Consider the following 19,500-nt stretch of genomic DNA (forward strand, 5'->3'; position numbering starts at 1 on the left):
CGAAGGAGTCAGGAAATGAGCCTCACGAGCTCGCCCTTCCCGCCGATCGCCGACTACGCGTTCCTGTCGAACTGCCACACGGGCGCGCTGGTCGCCCCGGACGGTTCTGTCGACTGGTTGTGCGTGCCGGCCTTCGACTCACCGAGCGTGTTCGGCAACCTCCTCGACCGCGGCGCGGGCTCCTTCCGGTTCGGGCCCTACGGCATCAACGTGCCGACCGCCCGGAACTACGTACCGGGCACCAACGTGATGACCACGACCTGGCACACACCCGGCGGGTGGCTGCTCGTCCACGACGCCCTGACCATGGGGCCGCGCCGGGGACCGGACACCGTCACGCCGCACACCAGGCCACCCACCGACGACGACGGCGAGCACCTCCTCGTGCGGACGGTCGAGTGCCTCGAGGGCTCGGTCGAGATCGAACTGGTCTGCGAGCCGGCGTTCGACTACGGCCGGGAGCCGGCCGAGTGGACGCTGATCGACGGGGACGGCCACGCCGCCGACGCCACCGGAGCCGGGTCGACGATCCGGTTGAGCACCGATCTGTCGATCGGGATCGAACAGGGATCGGCCCGGGCCCGGCACGTCCTCACCCAGGGCGAGCGCGCCTTCTGCTCCCTGTCGTGGGCCGAGGGCCTCGCCGCTCCGACGGACACCGACGACGCGAGCGCCCGCATCGACACGACGGTGCGGTTCTGGCGCAGTTGGCTCGCCAGGGCGCGAATTCCCGACCACTCGCTGCGGCACCCCGTCGAGCGGGCGGCGCTCACGATCAAGGGCCTGACCTACATGCCCACGGGCGCGACCGTCGCGGCGCTGACGACCTCTCTCCCGGAGACGCCCGGCGGCGAGCGCAACTGGGACTACCGCTACACGTGGATGCGCGACAGCACCTTCACCCTGCAGGCACTCCACTTCCTCCTGCTCGACTGGGAGGCCGACGAGTTCATGCAGTTCGTCGCCGACGTCGAACCGACCGAGGACGGCAGCCTGCAGATCATGTACGGGATCGACGGCCGTCGGGACCTCACCGAGTCGACACGCGACGAGCTGTCGGGCTACGAGGGCGCGCACCCGGTCCGGATCGGCAACGGCGCCTTCGACCAGCGCCAGAACGACGTCTACGGCGCGGTGCTCGACTCCCTGCTGCTGCACACCCGCCGCAGCCGGCACCTGCCCCGGCGGCTGTGGCCGCTCGTGCAGTCCCAGGCGGCGGGTGCCGTCGCGGCATGGCGGGACCCGGACCAGGGGATCTGGGAGGCGCGCGGCAAGCCCCAGCACTACGTGTCGTCGAAGCTGATGTGCTGGGTCGCCCTGGACCGGGCCGCCAAGCTGGCGGGGATCCGCGGCGACGACAAGCTGCAGGCGTCCTGGCACGAGACCGCGGAGGAGATCCGGGCCGACATCCTCGCGAACGGCGTCAGCGACCGCGGCGTCCTGCGTCAGCACTACGACACCGACGCGCTCGACGCCTCCACGCTGCTCGCCCCGCTGTTCGGTTTCCTTCCCGGGAGCGACGAACGGATCCGGAACACGGTCGACGCGATCTCCTCGGAGCTGACCGAGAACGGGTTCGTCCTGCGCTACGTCACCGACGAGACCGACGACGGGCTCTCGGGGAAGGAGGGGACCTTCCTCATCTGCAGCTTCTGGCTGGTGTCGGCGCTGACCATGGTCGGCGAGATGCGCCGGGCGACCGACCTCATGGAGCGCCTCCTGCGGGTCGCCTCGCCGCTCGGGCTCTACGCCGAGGAGTTCGAGGTCGACCGCGCCCGCCACCTCGGCAACTTCCCGCAGGCCTTCTCCCACCTCGCCCTCATCGAGGCCGCCGGCCGGATCATCCTCGCCGACCGGCTCGAGGAGTGGTCGGGATGAGCACCACCCGCTCGGTCACCGCGCCCGTGCTCGTCCTGGGCGGCGGGATGGCCGGGGTCGAGTGCGCGCGCACGCTCGGCGACGAGGGGGTCGACGTCCTGCTGGTGGACCGCAACGACTACCACCAGTTCCAACCGCTGCTCTACCAGGTGGCGAGCTCCCAGCTGCCCGCCGAGGACGTCGCCAGACCGCACCGGGTGATCTTCGCGGACTACCCGTCGGTGGAGCTGCGGACCGCGGAGGTGGACACCGCCGACCTGTCCCGGCGGACGCTGGTGCTCGGCGACGGGAAGACCCTGTCGGGCTCGTTCCTGGTGATGGCGGCCGGAGCGCGGCCGAACTTCTTCGGCGTACCCGGCGCGGCCGAGCACGCGTTCCCCCTCTACTCGGTGGCCGACGCCGAGCGGCTGCGGCTGCACCTGCAGCGGCTGCTGCAGGCGGCCGTCGACAGCGGCGGTTCCGCGGAGCCCGGAGCGCTCGACGTCGTGGTCGTGGGTGGGGGCCCGACCGGGGTCGAGACCACCGGCGCGCTCGCCGAGCTGATGCAGGCCCTGCAGCACACCGGCAGGCTCGACCCCGCGGGCACGATCACCCTCGTCGACCGCTCGCCGACGCTGCTCGGCCAGTTCTCGGACAAGGCCCACGCCTACGCCCTGCGGAAGCTCACCGACGTCGGCGTGCAGGTCAAGCTCCGGGCCGGCGTCACCGTGGTGCACCCCGACCGGGTCCAGTTCGACGACTCCTCCACGGTGGCGGCGCGGACCGTCGTGTGGGGTGGCGGCGAGTCGGGATCGGCTGTCGCGCAGGCGCTCGGGCCCGTCGTCGGCCACGGTGGCCGGATCGACGTGCGCCCCGACCTGACCGTCGACGGCCACCCGGGTGTCTACGCGGTGGGCGACGTCGCGAACATCCCGGCGCGGCACGGGGACGCGCGGGCGCTGCCGCAGCTCGGGTCGGTGGCACAGCAGTCGGGCCGGTGGGCGGCGGAGAACATCCTGCGTGAGCTGCGGGGCGAACCCACGAAGCCCTTCGGGTACAAGGACAAGGGGATCATGGCGATGATCGGCCGCAACGCCGCCGTCGCCGAGATCGGCAGGCATCGGCACCAGGTCGAGGGACCCATCGCCTTCGCGGCGTGGCTCGGGGTCCACGCCATGCTGCTGAGCGGCGTCCACAGCAGGACCGACGCGTTCCTGTCCTGGGCCTGGGACTACTTCGACCGCGACCACGCCGCCACCGTCGAGGTGTCGACGACACCACGGCGGATCGCCTGGGGCGACGACGACGAGGACGTCCCGCACATCTCGCTGGACCGTCCCGGGCCGGCCCGGACGGCGGCGACGACATGAGACGACGGACGGGGGGACGGGCGTGAGCGACGACCGGCACTACGACGTGATCCTCATCGACTGGTCCCTGGGCTGCGACGACTTCGTGGGCAGCGACGACTTCGTGGGCAGCGACGACGTCGACTACCCGCTCGGCGGCAAGTCCGACGCCGGGCAGATCCGGGCCGACGCCCCGCACCGGGCGGGGCGGCTCGCCCCGGAGATGCCGTCACTGACGGCCATCGCCAACGCGCTGCGGGTGGGCGACCACCTGATCGAACGACTCGGATGACGGAGAGGACGCCCACATGACGAACACAGCCGGACCGGACCGGGTGGACGCGTTGGTCATCTTCGGCGCGACCGGAGACCTCGCCAAGCTGGAGACGTTCCCCGCCCTGGTCGGCCTGGTCGACCGGGGAGTGCTGAACGTGCCCGTGATCGGGGTCGCGAGGAGCGGGTGGGACGTCGGCCGGTTCCGCGAGTACGCCGTCGCGTCGCTGCGGCTCAACGACATGGACCCGGACAGCGCCGCGGCCAGGAAGATGATCGGGCTGCTGCGCTACGTCGACGGCGACCTCGACGACCCGGCCACCTACGCCGCGATGTCGGACGAGATCGGCGACGGGACCCGGGCGCTGTTCTACCTCGAGGTGCCCCCGGTCCTGTTCGCGCGCATCGCGAAGGGGATCGCCGAGGCCGGGCGGGCGGACGGGGCCCGGGTGATGGTGGAGAAGCCCTTCGGGACCGACCTGGCCAGTGCGCGGCAGCTGAACGAGACGATGCGCGGGTTCTTCCCCGAGGACGCGGTCTACCGCGTCGACCACTGGCTCGGGCTGGACCCGCTCAACAACGTGCTGGTGGCCCGGTTCGCCAACTCGATCCTCGAGCCGCTCCTCAACCGCACCCACGTCGCCGGCATCCAGATCACCATGGCCGAGGCCTTCGACGTCGCCGACCGCGGCCGGTTCTACGACCGCACCGGCGCGATCCGGGACGTGGTGCAGAACCACATGCTGCAGGTGCTGGCCAGCGTGCTCGCCGACCCGCCGACCGGGGAGGGCGTCGACTCGTGGCTCGACGCCAAGACCAGGGTCATCAGCGCGCTGCGCCCGCTGACGCCCGCCGACGTGGTCCGCGGCCAGTACGAGGGTTACCTCGACGTGCCGGGCGTCGAGCCGGGCTCGACGACGGAGAGCTACGTCGCCGTCCGGCTCACGATGGACTCGTGGCGCTGGGCCGGCGTCCCCATCCTCATCCGGGCGGGGAAGACGATGCCGGTCACGGCCACCGAGGTCGCCATCCGGTTCCGCCCGCCACCGCACGACATCTTCGGCGTCCGGAGCGCGGCGATGGCGAACGCGATGCGGTTCCGGATCTGGCCCGAGGCACGCATCTCGCTCGACCTCGCCGGGAAGAAGCCGGGCGCGGGCCGGGTCCCGCAGCTGCAGGAACTGTCCTTCGCCGAGGAACCCGGATCGGACATGCGGCCCTACGACCGGCTCATCGGCGCGGCCCTGGACGGGAACCGGCTGCCCTTCGCCCGGCAGGACGCCGTCGAGGCCGCCTGGCGGGTCGTCGACCCGGTGCTCGACGACGTCGTGCCCGTGCACACCTATCCACGCGGCAGCTGGGGCCCGAAGGAGGCCGACGCCCTGCTGCCCGACGGGCAGGAGTGGCACGACCCGACCGGCTGATCCCCGGGGTTCCGCGCAGCACGGCAGGCCAGGTGCGCACCCGACGCTGCGCCGCCACGACCCTCGTCAGCCGGTTCAGGCCGGGGCGGCGCTGTCCGCAGCAGAGACCGCGGACGGCTGCGCCGCGGGGTCCATCCACATGACCTGCCATCCGTGGCCGTCGAGGTCGAAGAAGCTCCGCGAGTACATGAAGCCGTGGTCCTCGGCGCCGTCCGCCTCGGTGCCGCCCGCGGCGAGCGCCGCGGCCGAGACCGTGTCGACGTCGTCCCGCGTCGACACGCTGAAGCAGTAGAGGCCGAGCGTGTGCGTCCTCGGATCGGCGAGGGGCAGCTTCGCGAACTGCGCGAAGGTCGTGCGACCGAGCAGCATCACGTACGCCTGTTCACCGACGAGCATGCAGGCGGCGTTCTCGTCGGTGAACGCGGGGTCGAAGCCGAACCCGAGCTGCGCGAAGAACGCCTTGCTGCGCTCGAGGTCGGCGACGGGGACGTTGACGAACAGCATCCGTCCGGGGTGGGCGGGCACGGCCATGATGGGCTCCAGTCGAGACGGTTCGATGGGTACGCCGTTACGACCGGCCGGGCCCACGGAACTCATCGCCCGGCTGCCGACCCGCGCACTCAGCAGTCGCGCCGGCGGAGCCGGTGGACGCGGACCTCGGGGTGAGCGGTGTCGATCGTGCTGACCGTGGCCCACTGCCGGCACGCGTCCAGGAACTCACGGGCCGGCGGGCGGTCCTGGTCGGCGATCCACACCTCGCCCGTGCCGCGGACCAGCTGGGGCAGGAGGTCGGCGAGCGCCACCAGTGAGCCGTGGTCGTAGAGCACGTCGGCGGCGAGGACCAGGTCCCACGGGGCCCCCGCGACCGCCGACCAGGGATCGGACCAGTCGCACCGCGCCACCTCCAGCCGAATTCCGTTCCGCTCGGCGTTGTGGGCGGCGAACGCGAGGGCGCCGGGCGCGTGATCAGTGGCCAGGACCCTGGCCCCGCCCTGGGCCGCGGCGAGGCTGGGCAGGGCCAGGCCGCAGCCGAGCTCGAGCACCCGCGCACCGCCGACGTCCCGGCGTGCGACGACCGAGGCGAGCTCGATCCCACTCGGCCACGGCTGGGCCCAGTACGGCGGCTCGGTCCCGTCCTTGCCGAAGTTCAGCCGGTAGATCCGGTCGAGCGCGTCCAGGGGGTGGGCGAGCTCGATGCGTCCGGTCGGCAGTTCGACGACGCTGTGCCCCACGTCGTGCGGGTCGGCGTCCGCGCCCGCGCCGGGTGCGTCGCCGTAGAGGGTGAATCCGCTTGTGGCGGAGGGCATGAAGGCCTCGGGTTCCTGGTGGGGGCGGCCGGCGCGGGGACTCGTCGGGCGATCGGACGACGCGCCTCGACGGACGTGCTGAGATCTCGACTGTACGCACAACACGCGGCGGGTCGTGCCGCGCGGTCCGGCGAACCCCGCAGTCGCCGCCGAACCGCATCCGCACGATGTGGGCCTCCCGGTCCGACAGCGTGGCGAGGACCTCGACGATCTCGCCGCGGCGATCGGCGTCCAGCGCGAGCGTGAGGGGTTGGGCGGCGTGCGCGTCGGCGAGCAGCTCGCCGAGGGAGACGCTGCCGTCGTCGGTCAGCCGCGAAGGTGGATCGCGAAAGGAAGTTCCGCGGCCGGGAAAGATCTGTCGAGAAAGTTCCCGCAGCCGGGAACTTCTTGCCGCCGTTCGACGTTCTACGTCCAGGTCGTTCGGTTTTCGAGGTCCGTGTCCTGCACGCTCGCGAGAACACGCGGTGGCGCTGTGGACGGCGTGACATGGACGTCGTGCACTGCCACCAGGGTCGGCCGGGCCCGCATCGTGCGGACGAGCCCAAGACCTGCGAGGAGCAGCACATGGCACAGGGAACCGTGAAGTGGTTCAACGGCGAGAAGGGCTTCGGCTTCATCCAGCAGGACGGTGGCGGCGCCGACGTCTTCGTCCACTACTCCGAGATCGACGCCAGCGGCTTCCGCAGCCTCGACGAGGGCCAGCGGGTGGAGTTCGAGGTCGGACAGGGCAAGAAGGGCCCCCAGGCCACCGGCGTCCGGCCCCTCTGACGCACCTCCCCGCCGGGTTCGGTGGGAGCCTGCTCCCCTCGGGAGCTTCTCGGACGTGTCCGGTCCGGCATCGGACCGGATCACACCGATCGTGGCCGGTGAGCGATGCTCACCGGCCACACCCCTCGGCCGCCCGCGCCCCGGGAGGCACGTCCGCGGACGAGCCAGGAGCGGCCCGGCGGCGGTCTACTCGGACGGTTCCTCCCAGGCCTGGTCGACGCGTGCCTGCGCCCGGTCGAGTGCCGCCTGCGTAGCGGCGCGCGGCGCCTCCTCCGCGAGGCGTTGCGCGACCTCGGTCTTGCGATGATCCGTCAGCACGTGCTCGACGTTGGCCCGGTGCAGCCCGAGCGCCCTCGCGAGCTCGGTCGTCGCGACGCCCGCATCATCCAGTTCGATCAGGTACGCGTCGCGCTCGCGCTGCGCTGCGTCGACCGCCGCTCGCGCCTCGTCGAGCCGCCTCTGTCGGGCGACCAGCTCGTCGCGCTGCTCCTCGGTGAGGGGCAGGCCATCGGTTCGGCCGAGATCGTTCTCGTTCAGGGCCACATCGGGATCGTAGAGCGATTCGCGAACACCGGCACGACGGACGATCCCGCCGTGCACATGACCCGCGGGCGCCATTACTCCATCGCGACTAGCGGGAACTCGTGTTCTTGTTCGGCCCGGTGCGCAGCGCTAGCGTCCCCCCTCTGGCAGGCCTGCAGGTCAGTCCCCTGTCGCCGCGTCCCGGAGGAGGGCTCGTGTCCGTCCAGTCAGCCGAGGTCCGCACCGCTACGACCAACCCGCTGCAACCGCTCGCCCCTGACGAGGTCCGGCGCACGGCGCAGATTCTGCGCGAGCAGCGGCAGCTCGACGAGCAGGTCCGCTTCGTGACCGTGTCGCTGCACGAGCCCGACAAGCGCGAGGTCCTCGACCACGACCGCAACGGCGGCCCGGTTCCCGAGCGGGCCGCGTTCGTCGTGCTCTACGACCGCGGGCACCAACGGACGGTCGAAGCCGTCGTCTCCTTGACCAGCGGCGACGTGACGTCGTGGCAGGTCGTCGAGGACGTGCAACCCAGCGTGATGCTCGAGGAGTTCTTCAGCGCGGAGGAGATCACCCGGGCCGACCCGCGATGGCAGGAGGCGATGCGCAAACGAGGGGTGACCGACTTCTCGCTCGCGATGATCGACCCGTGGGCGGCCGGTTACGACATCGATGACCCCGCGGGACGACGGCTGCTGCGGCCGTTGACGTTCGTCCGCTCGCGCGAGGACGACAACGGTTACGCGCGGCCCGTCGAGGGGTTGGTCGTGCTGCTCGACATGGACCGGATGGAGGTCATCGACGTCTGCGACCACGGCGTCGTCCCGTTGCCGCCCAAGGCCGGGAACTACGCGCCGGAGCTGATGTTCGACGACGACAACCGGCCCGCCTTCACGACGCTGCGCGACGACGTGAAGCCGCTGGAGATCACCCAGCCGGAAGGGCCGAGCTTCACCGTCGACGGGCACGCGGTGAGCTGGCAGAACTGGCGGCTGCGCGTCGGCTACACCCCGCGCGAGGGCCTGGTCCTGCACCAGGTGGGCTACGAGGACCGTGGCCGGCTCCGTCCGGTGTTGTACCGGGCCTCGTTGTCGGAGATGTACATCCCGTACGGCGACCCGGCTCCCACGCACCGGATCAAGAACGTCTTCGACGAGGGCGAGTACGGGGTGGGGATGCTGCTCAACCCGCTCACCCTCGGCTGCGACTGCCTCGGCGAGATCTTCTACTTCGACGCCACCGCGAACGACCAGGACGGCGGGCCGGTCACCATCCCGAACGCGATCTGCATGCACGAGGAGGACTACGGGATCAGCTGGAAGCACACCGACTTCCGCACCGAGAAGGTCGAGGTCCGCCGTTCCCGCCGGCTGGTGATCTCCTGCGTCGCGACGGTCGGCAACTACGAGTACGGCTTCTTCTGGTACCTCTACACCGACGGCAGCATCCAGTACGAGGTCAAGCTGACCGGCGTCCTCTCGACCGGTGCACTGGCCGACGGAGCGGAGCCGCGGCACGGCGTCGTCGTGGCGCCCGGGCTGTACGGGCCGCACCACCAGCACTTCTTCAACGTGCGCCTGGACATGCAGGTCGACGGGGAGCGCAACTCGGTCTACGAGGTCGACGCAGCCGCGGTGCCGCTCGGCCCGGACAACCCGTACGGCAACGCCTGGGTGACGAAGAAGACGCTGCTCGAACGGGAGAGCGAGGCTCGACGGCTGATCGATCCGCTGATCGCGCGGGTCTGGTACGTCGTCAACCCGAACGAGATCACCGAGCTCGGCCAGCCGACCGCGTACAAGCTCATGCCCGGCGACAACGTGCTGCCGCTGCAGCAGGAGGGGTCGCAGGCGTTCGCCCGCGCCCAGTTCGCGTACAAGCACCTGTGGGTGACGCGCTTCGACCCGCATGAGCGCTACGCCGCGGGCGACTACCCAAACCAGCACGGCTCACCCGGCGGGCTGCTGGAGTACCAGAAGGCCGACCGGCCGTTGGAGAACGAGGACGTCGTCGTCTGGTACAGCTTCGGCGCGCACCACGTGGTCCGCCCCGAGGACTGGCCGGTCATGCCGGCGACCTACATCGGTTTCACGCTCAAGCCCGTCGGGTTCTTCGACGGCAACCCCGCGCTCGACATGCCGCGCTCGGTGGCGGCGTGCCACAACGGCGCCGGAGCACACGACGGTGCCGGGCACGCGGTCCCGCAGCGGGGGGTGGCCGAGTGAGCGCTCAGGGGGCCGATCCGCGGCCGGTCCACTCCGACACCGGGCTCGCGCACGGGTCGATGACGCAGATCGACGTGCTGGCGCAGTCCGTCGCGGGCATGGCGCCGAGCGCGGCGATGGCCACCACACCGGCGCTTATCGCCCTGTACGCCGGGAACGGCGCGTGGTTGTCCTACGTGTGCGCGACCGTCGTCGTCATCCTGGTCGGCCTGGTCGCGACCCAGTTCGGCCGCCGGTTCGCCTCGTCGGGCTCGCTGTACAGCTACGTGGCCCGCGGCCTCGGGCCTACCGGCGCGTTCGCAGCCGGATGGGGCCTGATCATCGGCTACGGGTTCATCGCGATGATCGGGGTGGTCGGTGCCGGCCTCTACTTCGGCGCCTTCCTCACCGGAGTGGGTGTACCGGCCGGCGGCACGCTCGTGGTCTGCGTGATCCTGGCGATCGTCGCGATCGGCGCCGCGGCGTTCGCGATCATCGGCATCAGGATCTCCACGCGGGTGGGGCTCGTGCTGGAGATCATCTCGGTCGCCGCCGTGCTCCTCGTGCTGATCGCCGTACTGGCCGGGAACCCCGCCGGCTCGAACGGTGCGCAGTTCACGTTCTCCGGCCTGTCGTTCGACGGTGTCGCCTTCGGGATCGTGCTGGGGGTGCTCGGCTTCGTCGGGTTCGAGAGCGCCGCCAGCCTCGGCGCGGAGGCACGCAACCCGCACCGCGCCATCCCTCGCGCCGTGCTCGGCAGCGCCGTGCTCGTCGGCATCCTGTACATCTTCGCCGCGTACACGATGGTGCGCGGCTTCGGCGACCCGAACACCCTCGGCCAGAGCACCGCGCCGATCAGCGACCTCGCCGGCCAGTACGGGCTCGGTGGCGTCGCCTGGATCGTCGACCTGGGCATCACCGCGTCGTTCTTCGCGGTGACGATCGCCTGCATCAACGCCTCGTCCCGCATCCTCTACACGATGGGCGAGGAAGGCATCCTGCCCAAGGCGCTGGGCCGTGCGCACCCCACGCACAAGACCCCGCACGTGGCGATCGCCGTCATCGCGCCGGTGGTACTCGTGGTGCCGATCATCCTGGCGGCGACCGGGGTGACGCCACTGCAGATGATCACCTACACCGGCACGATCGGCACCTTCGGCTACATGCTGAGCTACGTGCTGATGGCCATCGCCCTGCCGGCCTTCCTGCGCAGGCGCGGCGAGTTCAACGCGCTCTCGGCCGTGCTGGCGGTCGTCGTCGTCGCGGCACTGGTCTATGTCTTCTACAAGAACGTCATCCCGGTGCCCGAGTACCCGCTCAACCTGATGCCCTGGATCTTCCTGGCGCTCGTCCTGATCGGGCTGGCGTGGTACGCGGCGATACGGGCCCGCACACCGCAGGTGGCCGAGGAGGTCGGCACGTTCGAGGAGGAACCCGTCCCGCCCGGGACCGTCCACCCCGAGCACCCGCACCCGGGCTCGACCGGACGCAGGCCACCGGGAGGCGACGGGCCGGGGTGACGCGGCGCCGGTCCGGGGTGCGCGTCGAGCCTCTGGTGAGGCTCCTCAGGCATCCTCGGCCGGCAGCAGCACCACCTTGCCGCGCGGCGCCCGGGACAGGCTGAGCTTCGCCGCCTCGCGCCACGCACCGAGGGGGAAGGCGCGGGCGACGGAGAGGCGGAAGCTCCCGGCCGCAACCCGCGCGACGTACTCGGGCAGCGGGTCGGCGAGCGGGTCGCCCGCCGCCGCGATGATGTCGAGGTTGACCCGTGCGCCGAGCCCGCGGGCCTCGTCGTGGTTGCTGATCGTGACGACGTCCTGGGCCGCACCGACCACGCCGAGCAGCACCGCGACGACGCCCTCCTGTGGAGGGGCGGTGTCGAGCACCAGGTCGACAGGACCGCCGGCGATGTCGCGGACGCGTTCTCCCATCCCCGGGCCGTAGGGGATGACGACGGCGCCGAACGCCTCGAGGTCCGGGGTGTAGGTCGGCCCGGCCGTGGCGATGACGCGGGCCCCGAGCCCGAGTGCGACCTGCACCGCCGCGTAACCGGCCATGGCGCCGGCCCCGTGCACGAGCAGCGTCGTGTCCGGTCCGACCCCCATCCCGACCAGCGTCCACACCGCGGTCCGCACCACCATCGGCAGCACCGCGACCTCGACCGGGTCGACCCCCGCGGGCACCTTCGTCCACGAGTCGAGGATCGCGACGTCGGCAGCCCCGGCACTCGGTTGCCCCGCGAAGTCGGCGGCACCGACGACGAGGTCGCCGACGGCGACGTCCTCGACGCCTGAACCGACCGCGTCCACCGTCCCCGCGGTGTCGTAGCCGATGCCACGCGGGAGGGTCCCGGGCATGAACCGCGGCACAGCTCCCAGTCCGCGGGGTTCAGCCCCACCGCGGCGACCCGGATCCGGACCCGGCGCTCGGAAGGGTCCGGAATCCCGATGGTTTCCTCGACCAGCACGTCGAGCGGCTCGCCGAACTCGTGGAAGCGGATGACCCGGGACGGGACGGTGGACATGTGGCCTCCTCGACCGCGGGAACCCGTCGACCGAGTTCCGTCAGTGACTGACGCTACCACGGTTGCGTCAGTCACTGACGCATCCATACGATGAGCTCATGCCGAGAAGCGGTGCCGACGCGCGCCGGCGACTGCGCGAGGCGGCGCTCGACCTCTACCGCGAGCACGGCTACGACGCGACCACGACCGCACAGATCGCCGAGCGCGCCGGCGTGACGGAGCGGACCTACTTCCGCCACTTCGCCGACAAGCGCGAGGTGCTCTTCGACGGCGAGGACGACCTCCGGACGGTCCTGGTCGACGCGGTGGCCGCCGCACCTCCCGAGTTGCCGCCGCTGGCCGTGCTCACGCGCGCGTTCACGGCGGCCGTCCCGCTGTTCGTCGCCGGACGCAGCGTGGCCGAACGTCGCCAGGAGATCATCGTCGCCACCCCCGCCCTCCAGGAACGCGCACACGCGAAGTCGGCCGCGCTGACCGAGGCGCTCGCGACGGCGCTCGCGGCCCGCGGCCTCCCTCGGCCCAGCGCGCTGCTCGCCGGCCGGATCGGCATGGCGTCGTTCGGCCACGCGCTCGGATCCTGGGACGGACGATCGGCCTCCGAGTTGGAGAGACTCATCGCCGAGTCGGCCGCCGAGGCACGCTCGCTCGGCTGAGCCGGACCGCCGACTCGCGGCAGTCACCACCGGGCGCAGAGGAGACCGCCGACCGGACGGTCCGCGTTGCGCCGGTAGGGCTACGCCGATATCCGGCTACCGGGTGACATGCGTGCCGCAGTCCTGATTTCATCTCCTCATGACGAGGCTGCGGCGGTCGGACGTGGTGGCGTCCCTCGACGCCGCGGAGTTCGAGACCGTCGAGACCGCCGAGCTCGCCCGCCTGGTCCGCGCCGAGCGGATCATGGTGCGGGTGCGGTGGGGCGGTGTGGCCTTCGCCCTGGTCCAGGTCTTCACCTACTACCTGCCCTACCCGCCCGGCCTGCTCGAGGCGGCGCTGGGCCTGACGGCACTGCTCGCCGTCGGCAACATCGCGCTCTGGTGGGCGATCCCGTCGATGACGACGCTGCGCCGGGCCAGGCGGGTCAGCGTGCTCGCGTTGCTGCTCAACGGGGCGGTCTTCGTCGGCCTCGTCGCCGTCTACACGTTCGACACCGAGACCGCGATCTGGGCGGTGCTCTACGTGTTGCCGATGGAGGCGGCGATCCGGTTCCAGCTCCGCGGGGCCATGCTGACGATCGGCGCCCTGACGGTCGTGTACACGATCCGGGAGGCCGTGGGGGCGGTCGTGTACGGGCATCCGTTCCTGATCGTGTCGATCACGTACCGGATGGGGATCGGCTGCATCATCGCGAGCGTGGCGGGTGCCATCGCGCAGAGCGTCACGCAGGACCGGCGCCAGCTCGCCGTACTGGGCCGGGTCGCCCGGACCGTCGCGTCCGCGCCGACGTTGAGCTCGGTGCTCGAGCGGGCGGCCGACGATCTCGCCGACCTGTTCCGCGTCCCGGCCGTCGTGCTGGCACTGGTCGACCCGGAGGACGGCCGGCTGCGGGTGCGGGCCGAGCACGGCGGGCGCCCGGGGTCCGCACCAGGGACGGAGATCCCGCGGCACGGCGACGGCCCGGTCGCGCGGGCGATCGCCGACCGGCGCGCCGTCTGGGCCGCGACGGGTACGTCGAACGGGCTGCTGCGCAGGCTGATGGGCCGCGGGCGCGTCGCGGGGGCTCTGGTGGCGGCCCCGCTGCTGGCGCGGGACGAGGTCGTCGGCGTCGTCCTGCTCGACACCGGCGAGCAGAACCGGCGCTCGTCCGCCGCCGAGCTGGCGCTGGCGGAGACCGTCGCCGGCCAGCTGGCGGGTGCCATCACCGGGGCGCGGTTGTTCGAGCAGGCCCAGGCGGCCCGGGCCGCCGCCGACGCCGCGAACGAGGCCAAGAGTGCCTTCCTGGCCAACATGAGCCACGAGATCCGCACGCCGATGAACGCCGTCATCGGCATGACCGAGCTGCTCTCGGCGACGAGCCTCACCGAGGAACAGCAGGACTACACCGGCGTCATCGCGCAGAGCGCGGACGGGCTGCTCACCGTGATCAACGACGTCCTGGACTTCTCGAAGATCGAAGCGGGCAAGCTGGAGCTCGACCGCGACGCGTTCGACCCGCGCGAGGTGATCGAGGACGCGCTCGGCCTGCTCGCGCCGCGCGCCGCGGCGAAGGGCCTCGAGCTCGTGGCGGCCGCCGACGGCGTCCCGCCCGCCGCGGTGTTCGGGGACCCGGGCCGGCTGCGCCAGATCCTGGTGAACCTCGTCGGCAACGCGGTCAAGTTCACCGAGCGTGGCGAGGTCGTCGTGACGTTGTCGGCGGTGCGCGCCGACGACGACCGGTGGCGACTGCGCATCGCCGTCGCCGACACCGGCATCGGCATTCCTGCGGAGCAGATCCCGCGACTGTTCCGCTCCTTCAGCCAGGTGGACGAGTCGGCCACCCGTCGCCACGGCGGCACCGGCCTCGGCCTCGTGATCAGCCGCCGGCTCGCCGAGCTGATGGGCGGGACCGTCGAGGTCGCGAGCGAGCCCGGACGCGGGTCGGTGTTCACCGTGACGCTGGTCGGCGAGGCCGCGAGCCCACCGGACCGGCTCGCCGCCGACGACCGGCCGGATCTGCTGAGCGGGCGGACCGCGCTGATCGTCGACGACAACGCGGCGAACCGGCGGATCCTCGCCGCGCACTGCAGCGCCTGGGGGATGACCGCGCACACGGCCGCCGCGGCGGAGGAGGCGCTCGCGTGGGTCCGCGACGGCGGGGAGGCCGACGTCCTCGTCACCGACCTGCTCATGCCCGGTCTCGACGGCGCCGCACTCGCCACCGAGATGGCCGCCCTTCGCCGGATCCCGACGGTGTGCCTGTCGTCGTTGGGCGCCGCGCGCGACCCGCAGGCCCCCGTCGACGTGTGGCTGACCAAGCCCGTCCGGCGCGGCGTGCTCGAACGGACGCTGGTCGGGCTGCTCGGCGCCCCTCTGCCCAGGACCATGACCGTCGACACGCCGCCGTCCGCGCCGGAGGCCGACGACCTCCGGGTGCTCCTGGCCGACGACAACCCGGTCGGCCGCCGCGTCGGGCTGCTCCTGCTCCAGCGGCTGGGCCATCACGCCGACACCGCGACGACCGGGCTGGAGGTGCTGGCGGCCCTGGAGCGGCGCGAGTACGACGTCGTCCTGCTCGACGTCCAGATGCCCGAGCTCGACGGGCTCGAGACCGCCCGGCGGATCAGCGCGACCCGCCCACCCGGGACGCGGCCGTGGCTCGTCGCGCTGACCGCGAACGCGATGGCGGGCGCCCGCGAGGAGTGCCTCGCCGCGGGCATGGACGACTACGTCACCAAGCCCGTCCGCCTCGCCGACCTCGAAGCCGCGCTGGCCCGCCGGCCGGATCCCGGGCCGGCCGCTCCCGCCCGTCCGTCGCGACCGGCGCCCACGGCGCCGCTGCTCGACAGCACCGTGCTCGACGGGCTGGTCGCGTCGTTCGGCGACGACGGTCCCGGGCTGGTCGCGGAGCTGGTGGCGGAGTTCTCGGCCAACACACCGGTGCTGCTGTCGGACCTGCAGGACGGGGTGGCCGCGGCGGACGCGGAACGGGTCCGGCGGGCGGCGCACACGTTGAAGTCCAACACCGCGATGTTCGGGGCGCGGGACCTCTCGGCCCGCTGCGCGGCACTCGAGGAGCACGCGGCGCACGGCGACCTCGAGGGCGCGGCAGCGCAGGTCGACGAGATCACCGGGATGGTCCCACCACTGGTCGCCGCGCTGCGCGCCACGGTCGACCCGTCCGGGCCCGGACCTCGGGAGCACGGCACGGAGGAGCACAGGGTGGGCAGGACGTGAGCGAGCAACGGACCGGGACGGTCCTCGTCATCGACGACGACCCCACCAACAGGCTGCTGCTGCGGCGCGGACTCGAACGGGAGGGGCTCCGGGTCGAGACGGCCGCCGACGGGGTCGAGGCGCTGGAGCGGCTCGCCCGGCCGGGCATCGACCTGGTCCTGCTGGACCTGCTGATGCCACGGCTGAACGGGCACGAGGTGCTCGCCAGGATGCGCGCCGACTCCCGGCTCCGGCACGTGCCGGTCATCGTCGTGTCCGGGGCGGACGAGACCGCCGAGGCGGTGCGGTGCATCGAGCTCGGGGCCGACGACTTCCTCCCCAAGCCGTTCGACCCGGTCCTGCTGCGTGCCCGCATCGGCGCCGGGCTGTCGCGCAAGTGGCTGCGCGACGTCGAGCAGGACTACCTCGAGCAGGTCGGGCTGGTGGTCCGCGCAGCCGGCGAGGTCGAGGCCGGGACCTTCGAGGCGGCGTCGCTGGACACCGTGGCCACGCGCGACGACGCGCTCGGCGGACTGGCCCGGACGTTCCAGACGATGGCGCGCGAGGTCCGCGCCCGCGAGCAGCGGCTGGAACGGCAGGTCGGCGCCATGCGCATCGAGATCGACCAGGCCCGCGCGGCGCGCCGCGTCGCCGAGATCACCGAGACCGACTACTTCGCCGACCTGCAGCGCAAGGCCGCGAGCCTGCGCTCGGGGGAGCGCGGGACGGAGAGCACGTGAGCCGGATCGTCTCCATCCACTCGTTCCGCGGGGGCACCGGCAAGTCCAACACGACCGCCAACGTCGCCGCGCTGCTCGCGGCGGAGGGACGCAGGGTCGGGGTCGTCGACACCGACATCCTCTCGCCCGGTATCCACGTCCTGTTCGGACTCGACCAGGACGCGGTCGGGAACAGCCTCAACAGCTATCTCTGGGGCCGCTGCACGATGCCGGAGGCGGCCTACGAGGTCACCCCGGCCACGCTGGGCGGCGACGGCCGGATCTGGCTGGTCCCCTCCAGCGTCGCGGCCCAGGACATCGCGCGGGTCATGCACGACGGCTACGACGTCGGGCGCCTCGGCGACGGGTTCCGCACCCTGATCGACGAGCTGGGCCTCGACGTCCTGATCCTCGACACCCATCCGGGGCTCAACGAGGAGACGCTCCTCGCGATCGCGATGTCCGACGCCCTCGCGATCGTGCTGCGGCCGGACCACCAGGACTACGAGGGCACGCAGGTGACCGTGACGGTGGCCCGCAAGCTGGCCGTCCCGACGATGGTGCTCGTCGTCAACAAGACGCCCGCGGTGTTCGACGAGGACGAGGTCCGCGAACGGGTCGAGAAGGCCTACGACTGCCGCGTCGCGACCGTCGTGCCGCACTCGGACGAGCTGATGGCGCTCTCCAGCGGTGGCGTGTTCGCCGTCGACCACCCCGACCACCCGGTGACCGACCGCTACCGCGGCCTCGCCGCCGAGCTGATGTCCTGACATGGATCCGGAGACGTCGGGTACGGACTTCTTCGACCGTCAGAACATCGTGTCCGGGCGCGGCCGGGGCCGCCGCCGGCGCACCATGCTCTTCCTCGTCGAGAGCTTCACCGACCCCGACGGCCCCGACTCCGGTGCGGCGCTGGACTTCCTGGCCTCCACCGAGGTGTTCGGCGGCCTCGACCGCGAGGCGCTGCGCAGCCTGCTCGCCCACCTGGATCCGGTGCACGTCGAGGCCGGTGACGACGTCGAGACCGGGTCGGCGCTGCTGCTCGTGGGGCACGGCCGGGTCGAGGTCGTGAGCGGCGACGGGACACGGTCCGAACGCGCCCCCGGCCAGGTCGTCGACGCGGCGGCTCTCCTCGGCGGCCGGGAGGAGGGCACCCGCGTCCGAGCCCTGCGCGACTCCATGCTGCTCGCCCTGTCCGCCACCGCGTTCGAGGCGTTCGCGCAGCGCCGGCCGGCCGCGCTGCTCGGGTTGTGCCGCCAGCTCGTACGGCTGTCGGCTCGGACCGACGAGCCACGGCCCGACGTCCGGTCGGCAGGAACCGTCGCGGTGCTCGCGGCCGGGCGTGATCCGGTCCCGGCCGACTTCGTGCCCGCGCTCGTCGAAGCCCTGGCCCGGCACGGCACGGTCGCCGTGCTGTCCCGCGACCGCATCGACGACGCCCTCGGCCGGGGTGCCGCCGACGTCGAGCCGGCCGACCCGCGCAACGGCGCCGTCGTCGCCCGGCTGCAGCAGGCCGAGCAGCGGCACCGGTTCGTCGTCTACGTGGCCGACGCGGACGCGGGCGCCTGGACCCGCCGCTGCCTGCGGCAGGCCGACCGGGTGCTGGTCGTCGGCCGGGCCGGCGCGGACCCGGCCGCGGGCGCGGCGGCCGCCGGGCTCGACGACCGGCCCGCCGACCTCGTCCTCCTGCACCCGCCGGGCACCGCACGGCCCACGGGGACCGCCCGCTGGCTCGCGGCCCGGCGGATCGAGGTCCACCACCACGTCCGGGAGGGCCGGGCGGCCGACTTCGCCAGGCTCGCCCGCCACGTCGCCGGCGTGGCCCGGGGGCTGGTGCTGGGCGGCGGGGGGATGCGGGGCTTCGCCCACCTCGGCGTGATGAAGGCGCTCGACGACCTCGGGATCGAGATCGACGCCGTCGCGGGGACCAGCATCGGTGCCATCATGGCCGGCCTGCGCGCCGCCGGGCTCGACCACGACGCCCGGCTCGAGACCTCGGTGGGCGCCATGGTCCGGCAGGGCTCGATGGTCCCCGTCACGTTGCCGTTGGTCTCCTACTCGTCGGGACGCAAGGTCACCCGGCTGCTGCGCGAGGTGCCCGTCTTCGAGTGGGAGATCGAGGACCTCTGGCTCCCGTACTTCTGCATCTCCGCCTCGTTGCGCGACGCCCGCGAGGTCGTCCACGACCGCGGTCCGACGTGGCGGGCGATCCGGGCCAGCATCTCGCTGCCCGGCGTCTACCCGCCCGTCCCCGACCGCGGCGACCTCCTCGTCGACGGCGGGGTGCTCAACAACATCCCCGTCGACGTCATGCGGACCCGGCTGCGCGCAGGCCGGCTCCTCGCGGTGGACCTCGCGCCCGAGGAGGACCCGGGCCCGACGCCGGTCTTCGGGGAGACGCTGTCGGGGTGGCGGGTGCTCGCGGAGCGCCTGCGCCGGGGGCGGGCACCGCTGCACGCACCTCCGTTGCCCGACGTGCTGGTCCGCGGGCTCATGCTGGCCGGTTCCCGCGGGGACCGCACCCGGCTCGCCGCAAGTCCCGGGACGGTGCTGCTCCGACCGCCCGTCGGCGCCGGCGGGCTGCTCGACTTCAAGGCGGGGCCTGCCCTCGTCGAGCCGGCCTACCGGTACAGCCACGACATGCTCTCCGGGTCGGATCTCCTCGGACCCGTCTGACCGTGCGGCCGGACATCGCGTCCGGGCG

16 protein-coding genes are annotated in these 19,500 nt (G+C 72.5%); 12 read left to right on the top strand and 4 right to left on the bottom strand.

Going from position 1 to position 19,500, the window contains the following annotated elements:
* Nucleotides 1-15: 15 nt before the first annotated feature.
* From PSED_RS32180 to zwf, 4 genes are read left to right on the top strand one after another with little or no spacing between them, the layout of a single operon-like run.
* Complete coding sequence (locus PSED_RS32180; RefSeq protein ID WP_013678393.1) at nt 16-1,878, top strand: glycoside hydrolase family 15 protein; 1,863 nt, start codon at nt 16-18, stop codon at nt 1,876-1,878.
* The gene (locus PSED_RS32185) at nt 1,875-3,227 is read left to right on the top strand and encodes an NAD(P)/FAD-dependent oxidoreductase (RefSeq protein ID WP_013678394.1); all 1,353 of its coding nucleotides are present in this window, start codon (nt 1,875-1,877) and stop codon (nt 3,225-3,227) included. Before PSED_RS32180 ends, PSED_RS32185 begins: the two co-directional genes overlap by 4 nt.
* A 22-nt stretch (nt 3,228-3,249) precedes the next feature.
* Entirely contained in the window at nt 3,250-3,498 is a 249-nt protein-coding gene (locus PSED_RS32190; protein WP_041760186.1) for a hypothetical protein, read from the top strand.
* A 16-nt stretch (nt 3,499-3,514) separates the two neighbouring features.
* Nucleotides 3,515-4,903, top strand: a complete 1,389-nt coding sequence (gene zwf, locus PSED_RS32195; protein ID WP_013678395.1) for a glucose-6-phosphate dehydrogenase — start codon at nt 3,515-3,517, stop codon at nt 4,901-4,903.
* Between the two features lie 75 nt (nt 4,904-4,978).
* Here the strand turns inward: zwf and PSED_RS32200 are convergent, their stop codons facing one another.
* Nucleotides 4,979-5,434, bottom strand: coding sequence for a VOC family protein (locus PSED_RS32200; RefSeq protein ID WP_013678396.1), 456 nt, complete (start codon nt 5,432-5,434; stop codon nt 4,979-4,981).
* 89 nt (nt 5,435-5,523) lie between these two features.
* Nucleotides 5,524-6,210 (bottom strand): class I SAM-dependent methyltransferase, encoded by a 687-nt coding sequence (locus PSED_RS32205; protein ID WP_013678397.1) that lies wholly within the window; start codon nt 6,208-6,210, stop codon nt 5,524-5,526.
* A 564-nt stretch (nt 6,211-6,774) separates the two neighbouring features.
* On the opposite strand from PSED_RS32205, the gene PSED_RS32210 reads away from it, so the two are divergent.
* On the top strand, nt 6,775-6,978 hold the full coding sequence (locus PSED_RS32210; RefSeq protein ID WP_013678398.1) for a cold-shock protein: 204 nt from the start codon (nt 6,775-6,777) through the stop codon (nt 6,976-6,978).
* A 186-nt stretch (nt 6,979-7,164) separates the two neighbouring features.
* Here the strand turns inward: PSED_RS32210 and PSED_RS32215 are convergent, their stop codons facing one another.
* The gene (locus PSED_RS32215) at nt 7,165-7,521 is read right to left on the bottom strand and encodes a hypothetical protein (protein WP_041760187.1); all 357 of its coding nucleotides are present in this window, start codon (nt 7,519-7,521) and stop codon (nt 7,165-7,167) included.
* Nucleotides 7,522-7,715: 194 nt separating this feature from the next.
* Between PSED_RS32215 and PSED_RS32220 the strand changes: the two genes are divergently transcribed.
* A complete protein-coding gene (locus tag PSED_RS32220) occupies nt 7,716-9,725 on the top strand; it encodes a primary-amine oxidase (RefSeq protein ID WP_013678400.1) in 2,010 nt (669 codons plus the stop codon).
* Nucleotides 9,722-11,224: an APC family permease gene (locus PSED_RS32225; protein ID WP_013678401.1), complete on the top strand. Its 1,503-nt coding sequence runs from the start codon at nt 9,722-9,724 to the stop codon at nt 11,222-11,224. Before PSED_RS32220 ends, PSED_RS32225 begins: the two co-directional genes overlap by 4 nt.
* Before the next feature lie 45 nt (nt 11,225-11,269).
* Here the strand turns inward: PSED_RS32225 and PSED_RS32230 are convergent, their stop codons facing one another.
* Nucleotides 11,270-12,061 (bottom strand): zinc-binding dehydrogenase, encoded by a 792-nt coding sequence (locus PSED_RS32230; protein WP_202946329.1) that lies wholly within the window; start codon nt 12,059-12,061, stop codon nt 11,270-11,272.
* Between the two features lie 265 nt (nt 12,062-12,326).
* Here PSED_RS32230 and PSED_RS32235 point away from each other — a divergent pair, with 265 nt between their 5' ends.
* The 5 genes from PSED_RS32235 to PSED_RS35565 all read left to right on the top strand — a co-directional run bounded on the left by PSED_RS32235 (nt 12,327) and on the right by PSED_RS35565 (nt 19,472).
* Nucleotides 12,327-12,881 (top strand): TetR/AcrR family transcriptional regulator, encoded by a 555-nt coding sequence (locus tag PSED_RS32235; protein ID WP_013678402.1) that lies wholly within the window; start codon nt 12,327-12,329, stop codon nt 12,879-12,881.
* Nucleotides 12,882-13,020: 139 nt separating this feature from the next.
* Nucleotides 13,021-16,098: a hybrid sensor histidine kinase/response regulator gene (locus tag PSED_RS32240; RefSeq protein WP_013678403.1), complete on the top strand. Its 3,078-nt coding sequence runs from the start codon at nt 13,021-13,023 to the stop codon at nt 16,096-16,098.
* Nucleotides 16,095-16,817, top strand: a complete 723-nt coding sequence (locus tag PSED_RS32245; protein ID WP_013678404.1) for a response regulator — start codon at nt 16,095-16,097, stop codon at nt 16,815-16,817. Before PSED_RS32240 ends, PSED_RS32245 begins: the two co-directional genes overlap by 4 nt.
* Nucleotides 16,814-17,566: a MinD/ParA family ATP-binding protein gene (locus tag PSED_RS32250; RefSeq protein WP_013678405.1), complete on the top strand. Its 753-nt coding sequence runs from the start codon at nt 16,814-16,816 to the stop codon at nt 17,564-17,566. The genes PSED_RS32245 and PSED_RS32250 overlap by 4 nt, the downstream gene beginning before the upstream one ends.
* A gap of 1 nt (nt 17,567) precedes the next feature.
* Nucleotides 17,568-19,472, top strand: coding sequence for a patatin-like phospholipase family protein (locus PSED_RS35565; RefSeq protein WP_013678406.1), 1,905 nt, complete (start codon nt 17,568-17,570; stop codon nt 19,470-19,472).
* Nucleotides 19,473-19,500: the final 28 nt, after the last annotated feature.

Source organism: Pseudonocardia benzenivorans CB1190 (assembly GCF_000196675.2).
Taxonomy (GTDB): domain Bacteria; phylum Actinomycetota; class Actinomycetes; order Mycobacteriales; family Pseudonocardiaceae; genus Pseudonocardia; species Pseudonocardia benzenivorans.

Excerpts from the sequence above, each read along its gene's own strand:
- PSED_RS32235 (WP_013678402.1), top strand. The coding sequence starts at position 12,327 with ATGCCGAGAAGCGGTGCCGACGCGCGCCGGCGACTGCGCGAGGCGGCG.
- PSED_RS32200 (WP_013678396.1), bottom strand. The coding sequence starts at position 5,434 with ATGGCCGTGCCCGCCCACCCCGGACGGATGCTGTTCGTCAACGTCCCC.
- PSED_RS32240 (WP_013678403.1), top strand. The coding sequence starts at position 13,021 with ATGACGAGGCTGCGGCGGTCGGACGTGGTGGCGTCCCTCGACGCCGCG.
- PSED_RS32205 (WP_013678397.1), bottom strand. The coding sequence starts at position 6,210 with ATGCCCTCCGCCACAAGCGGATTCACCCTCTACGGCGACGCACCCGGC.
- PSED_RS32210 (WP_013678398.1), top strand. The coding sequence starts at position 6,775 with ATGGCACAGGGAACCGTGAAGTGGTTCAACGGCGAGAAGGGCTTCGGC.
- PSED_RS32230 (WP_202946329.1), bottom strand. The coding sequence starts at position 12,061 with ATGCCCGGGACCCTCCCGCGTGGCATCGGCTACGACACCGCGGGGACG.
- zwf (WP_013678395.1), top strand. The coding sequence starts at position 3,515 with ATGACGAACACAGCCGGACCGGACCGGGTGGACGCGTTGGTCATCTTC.
- PSED_RS32180 (WP_013678393.1), top strand. The coding sequence starts at position 16 with ATGAGCCTCACGAGCTCGCCCTTCCCGCCGATCGCCGACTACGCGTTC.
- PSED_RS32185 (WP_013678394.1), top strand. The coding sequence starts at position 1,875 with ATGAGCACCACCCGCTCGGTCACCGCGCCCGTGCTCGTCCTGGGCGGC.
- PSED_RS35565 (WP_013678406.1), top strand. The coding sequence starts at position 17,568 with ATGGATCCGGAGACGTCGGGTACGGACTTCTTCGACCGTCAGAACATC.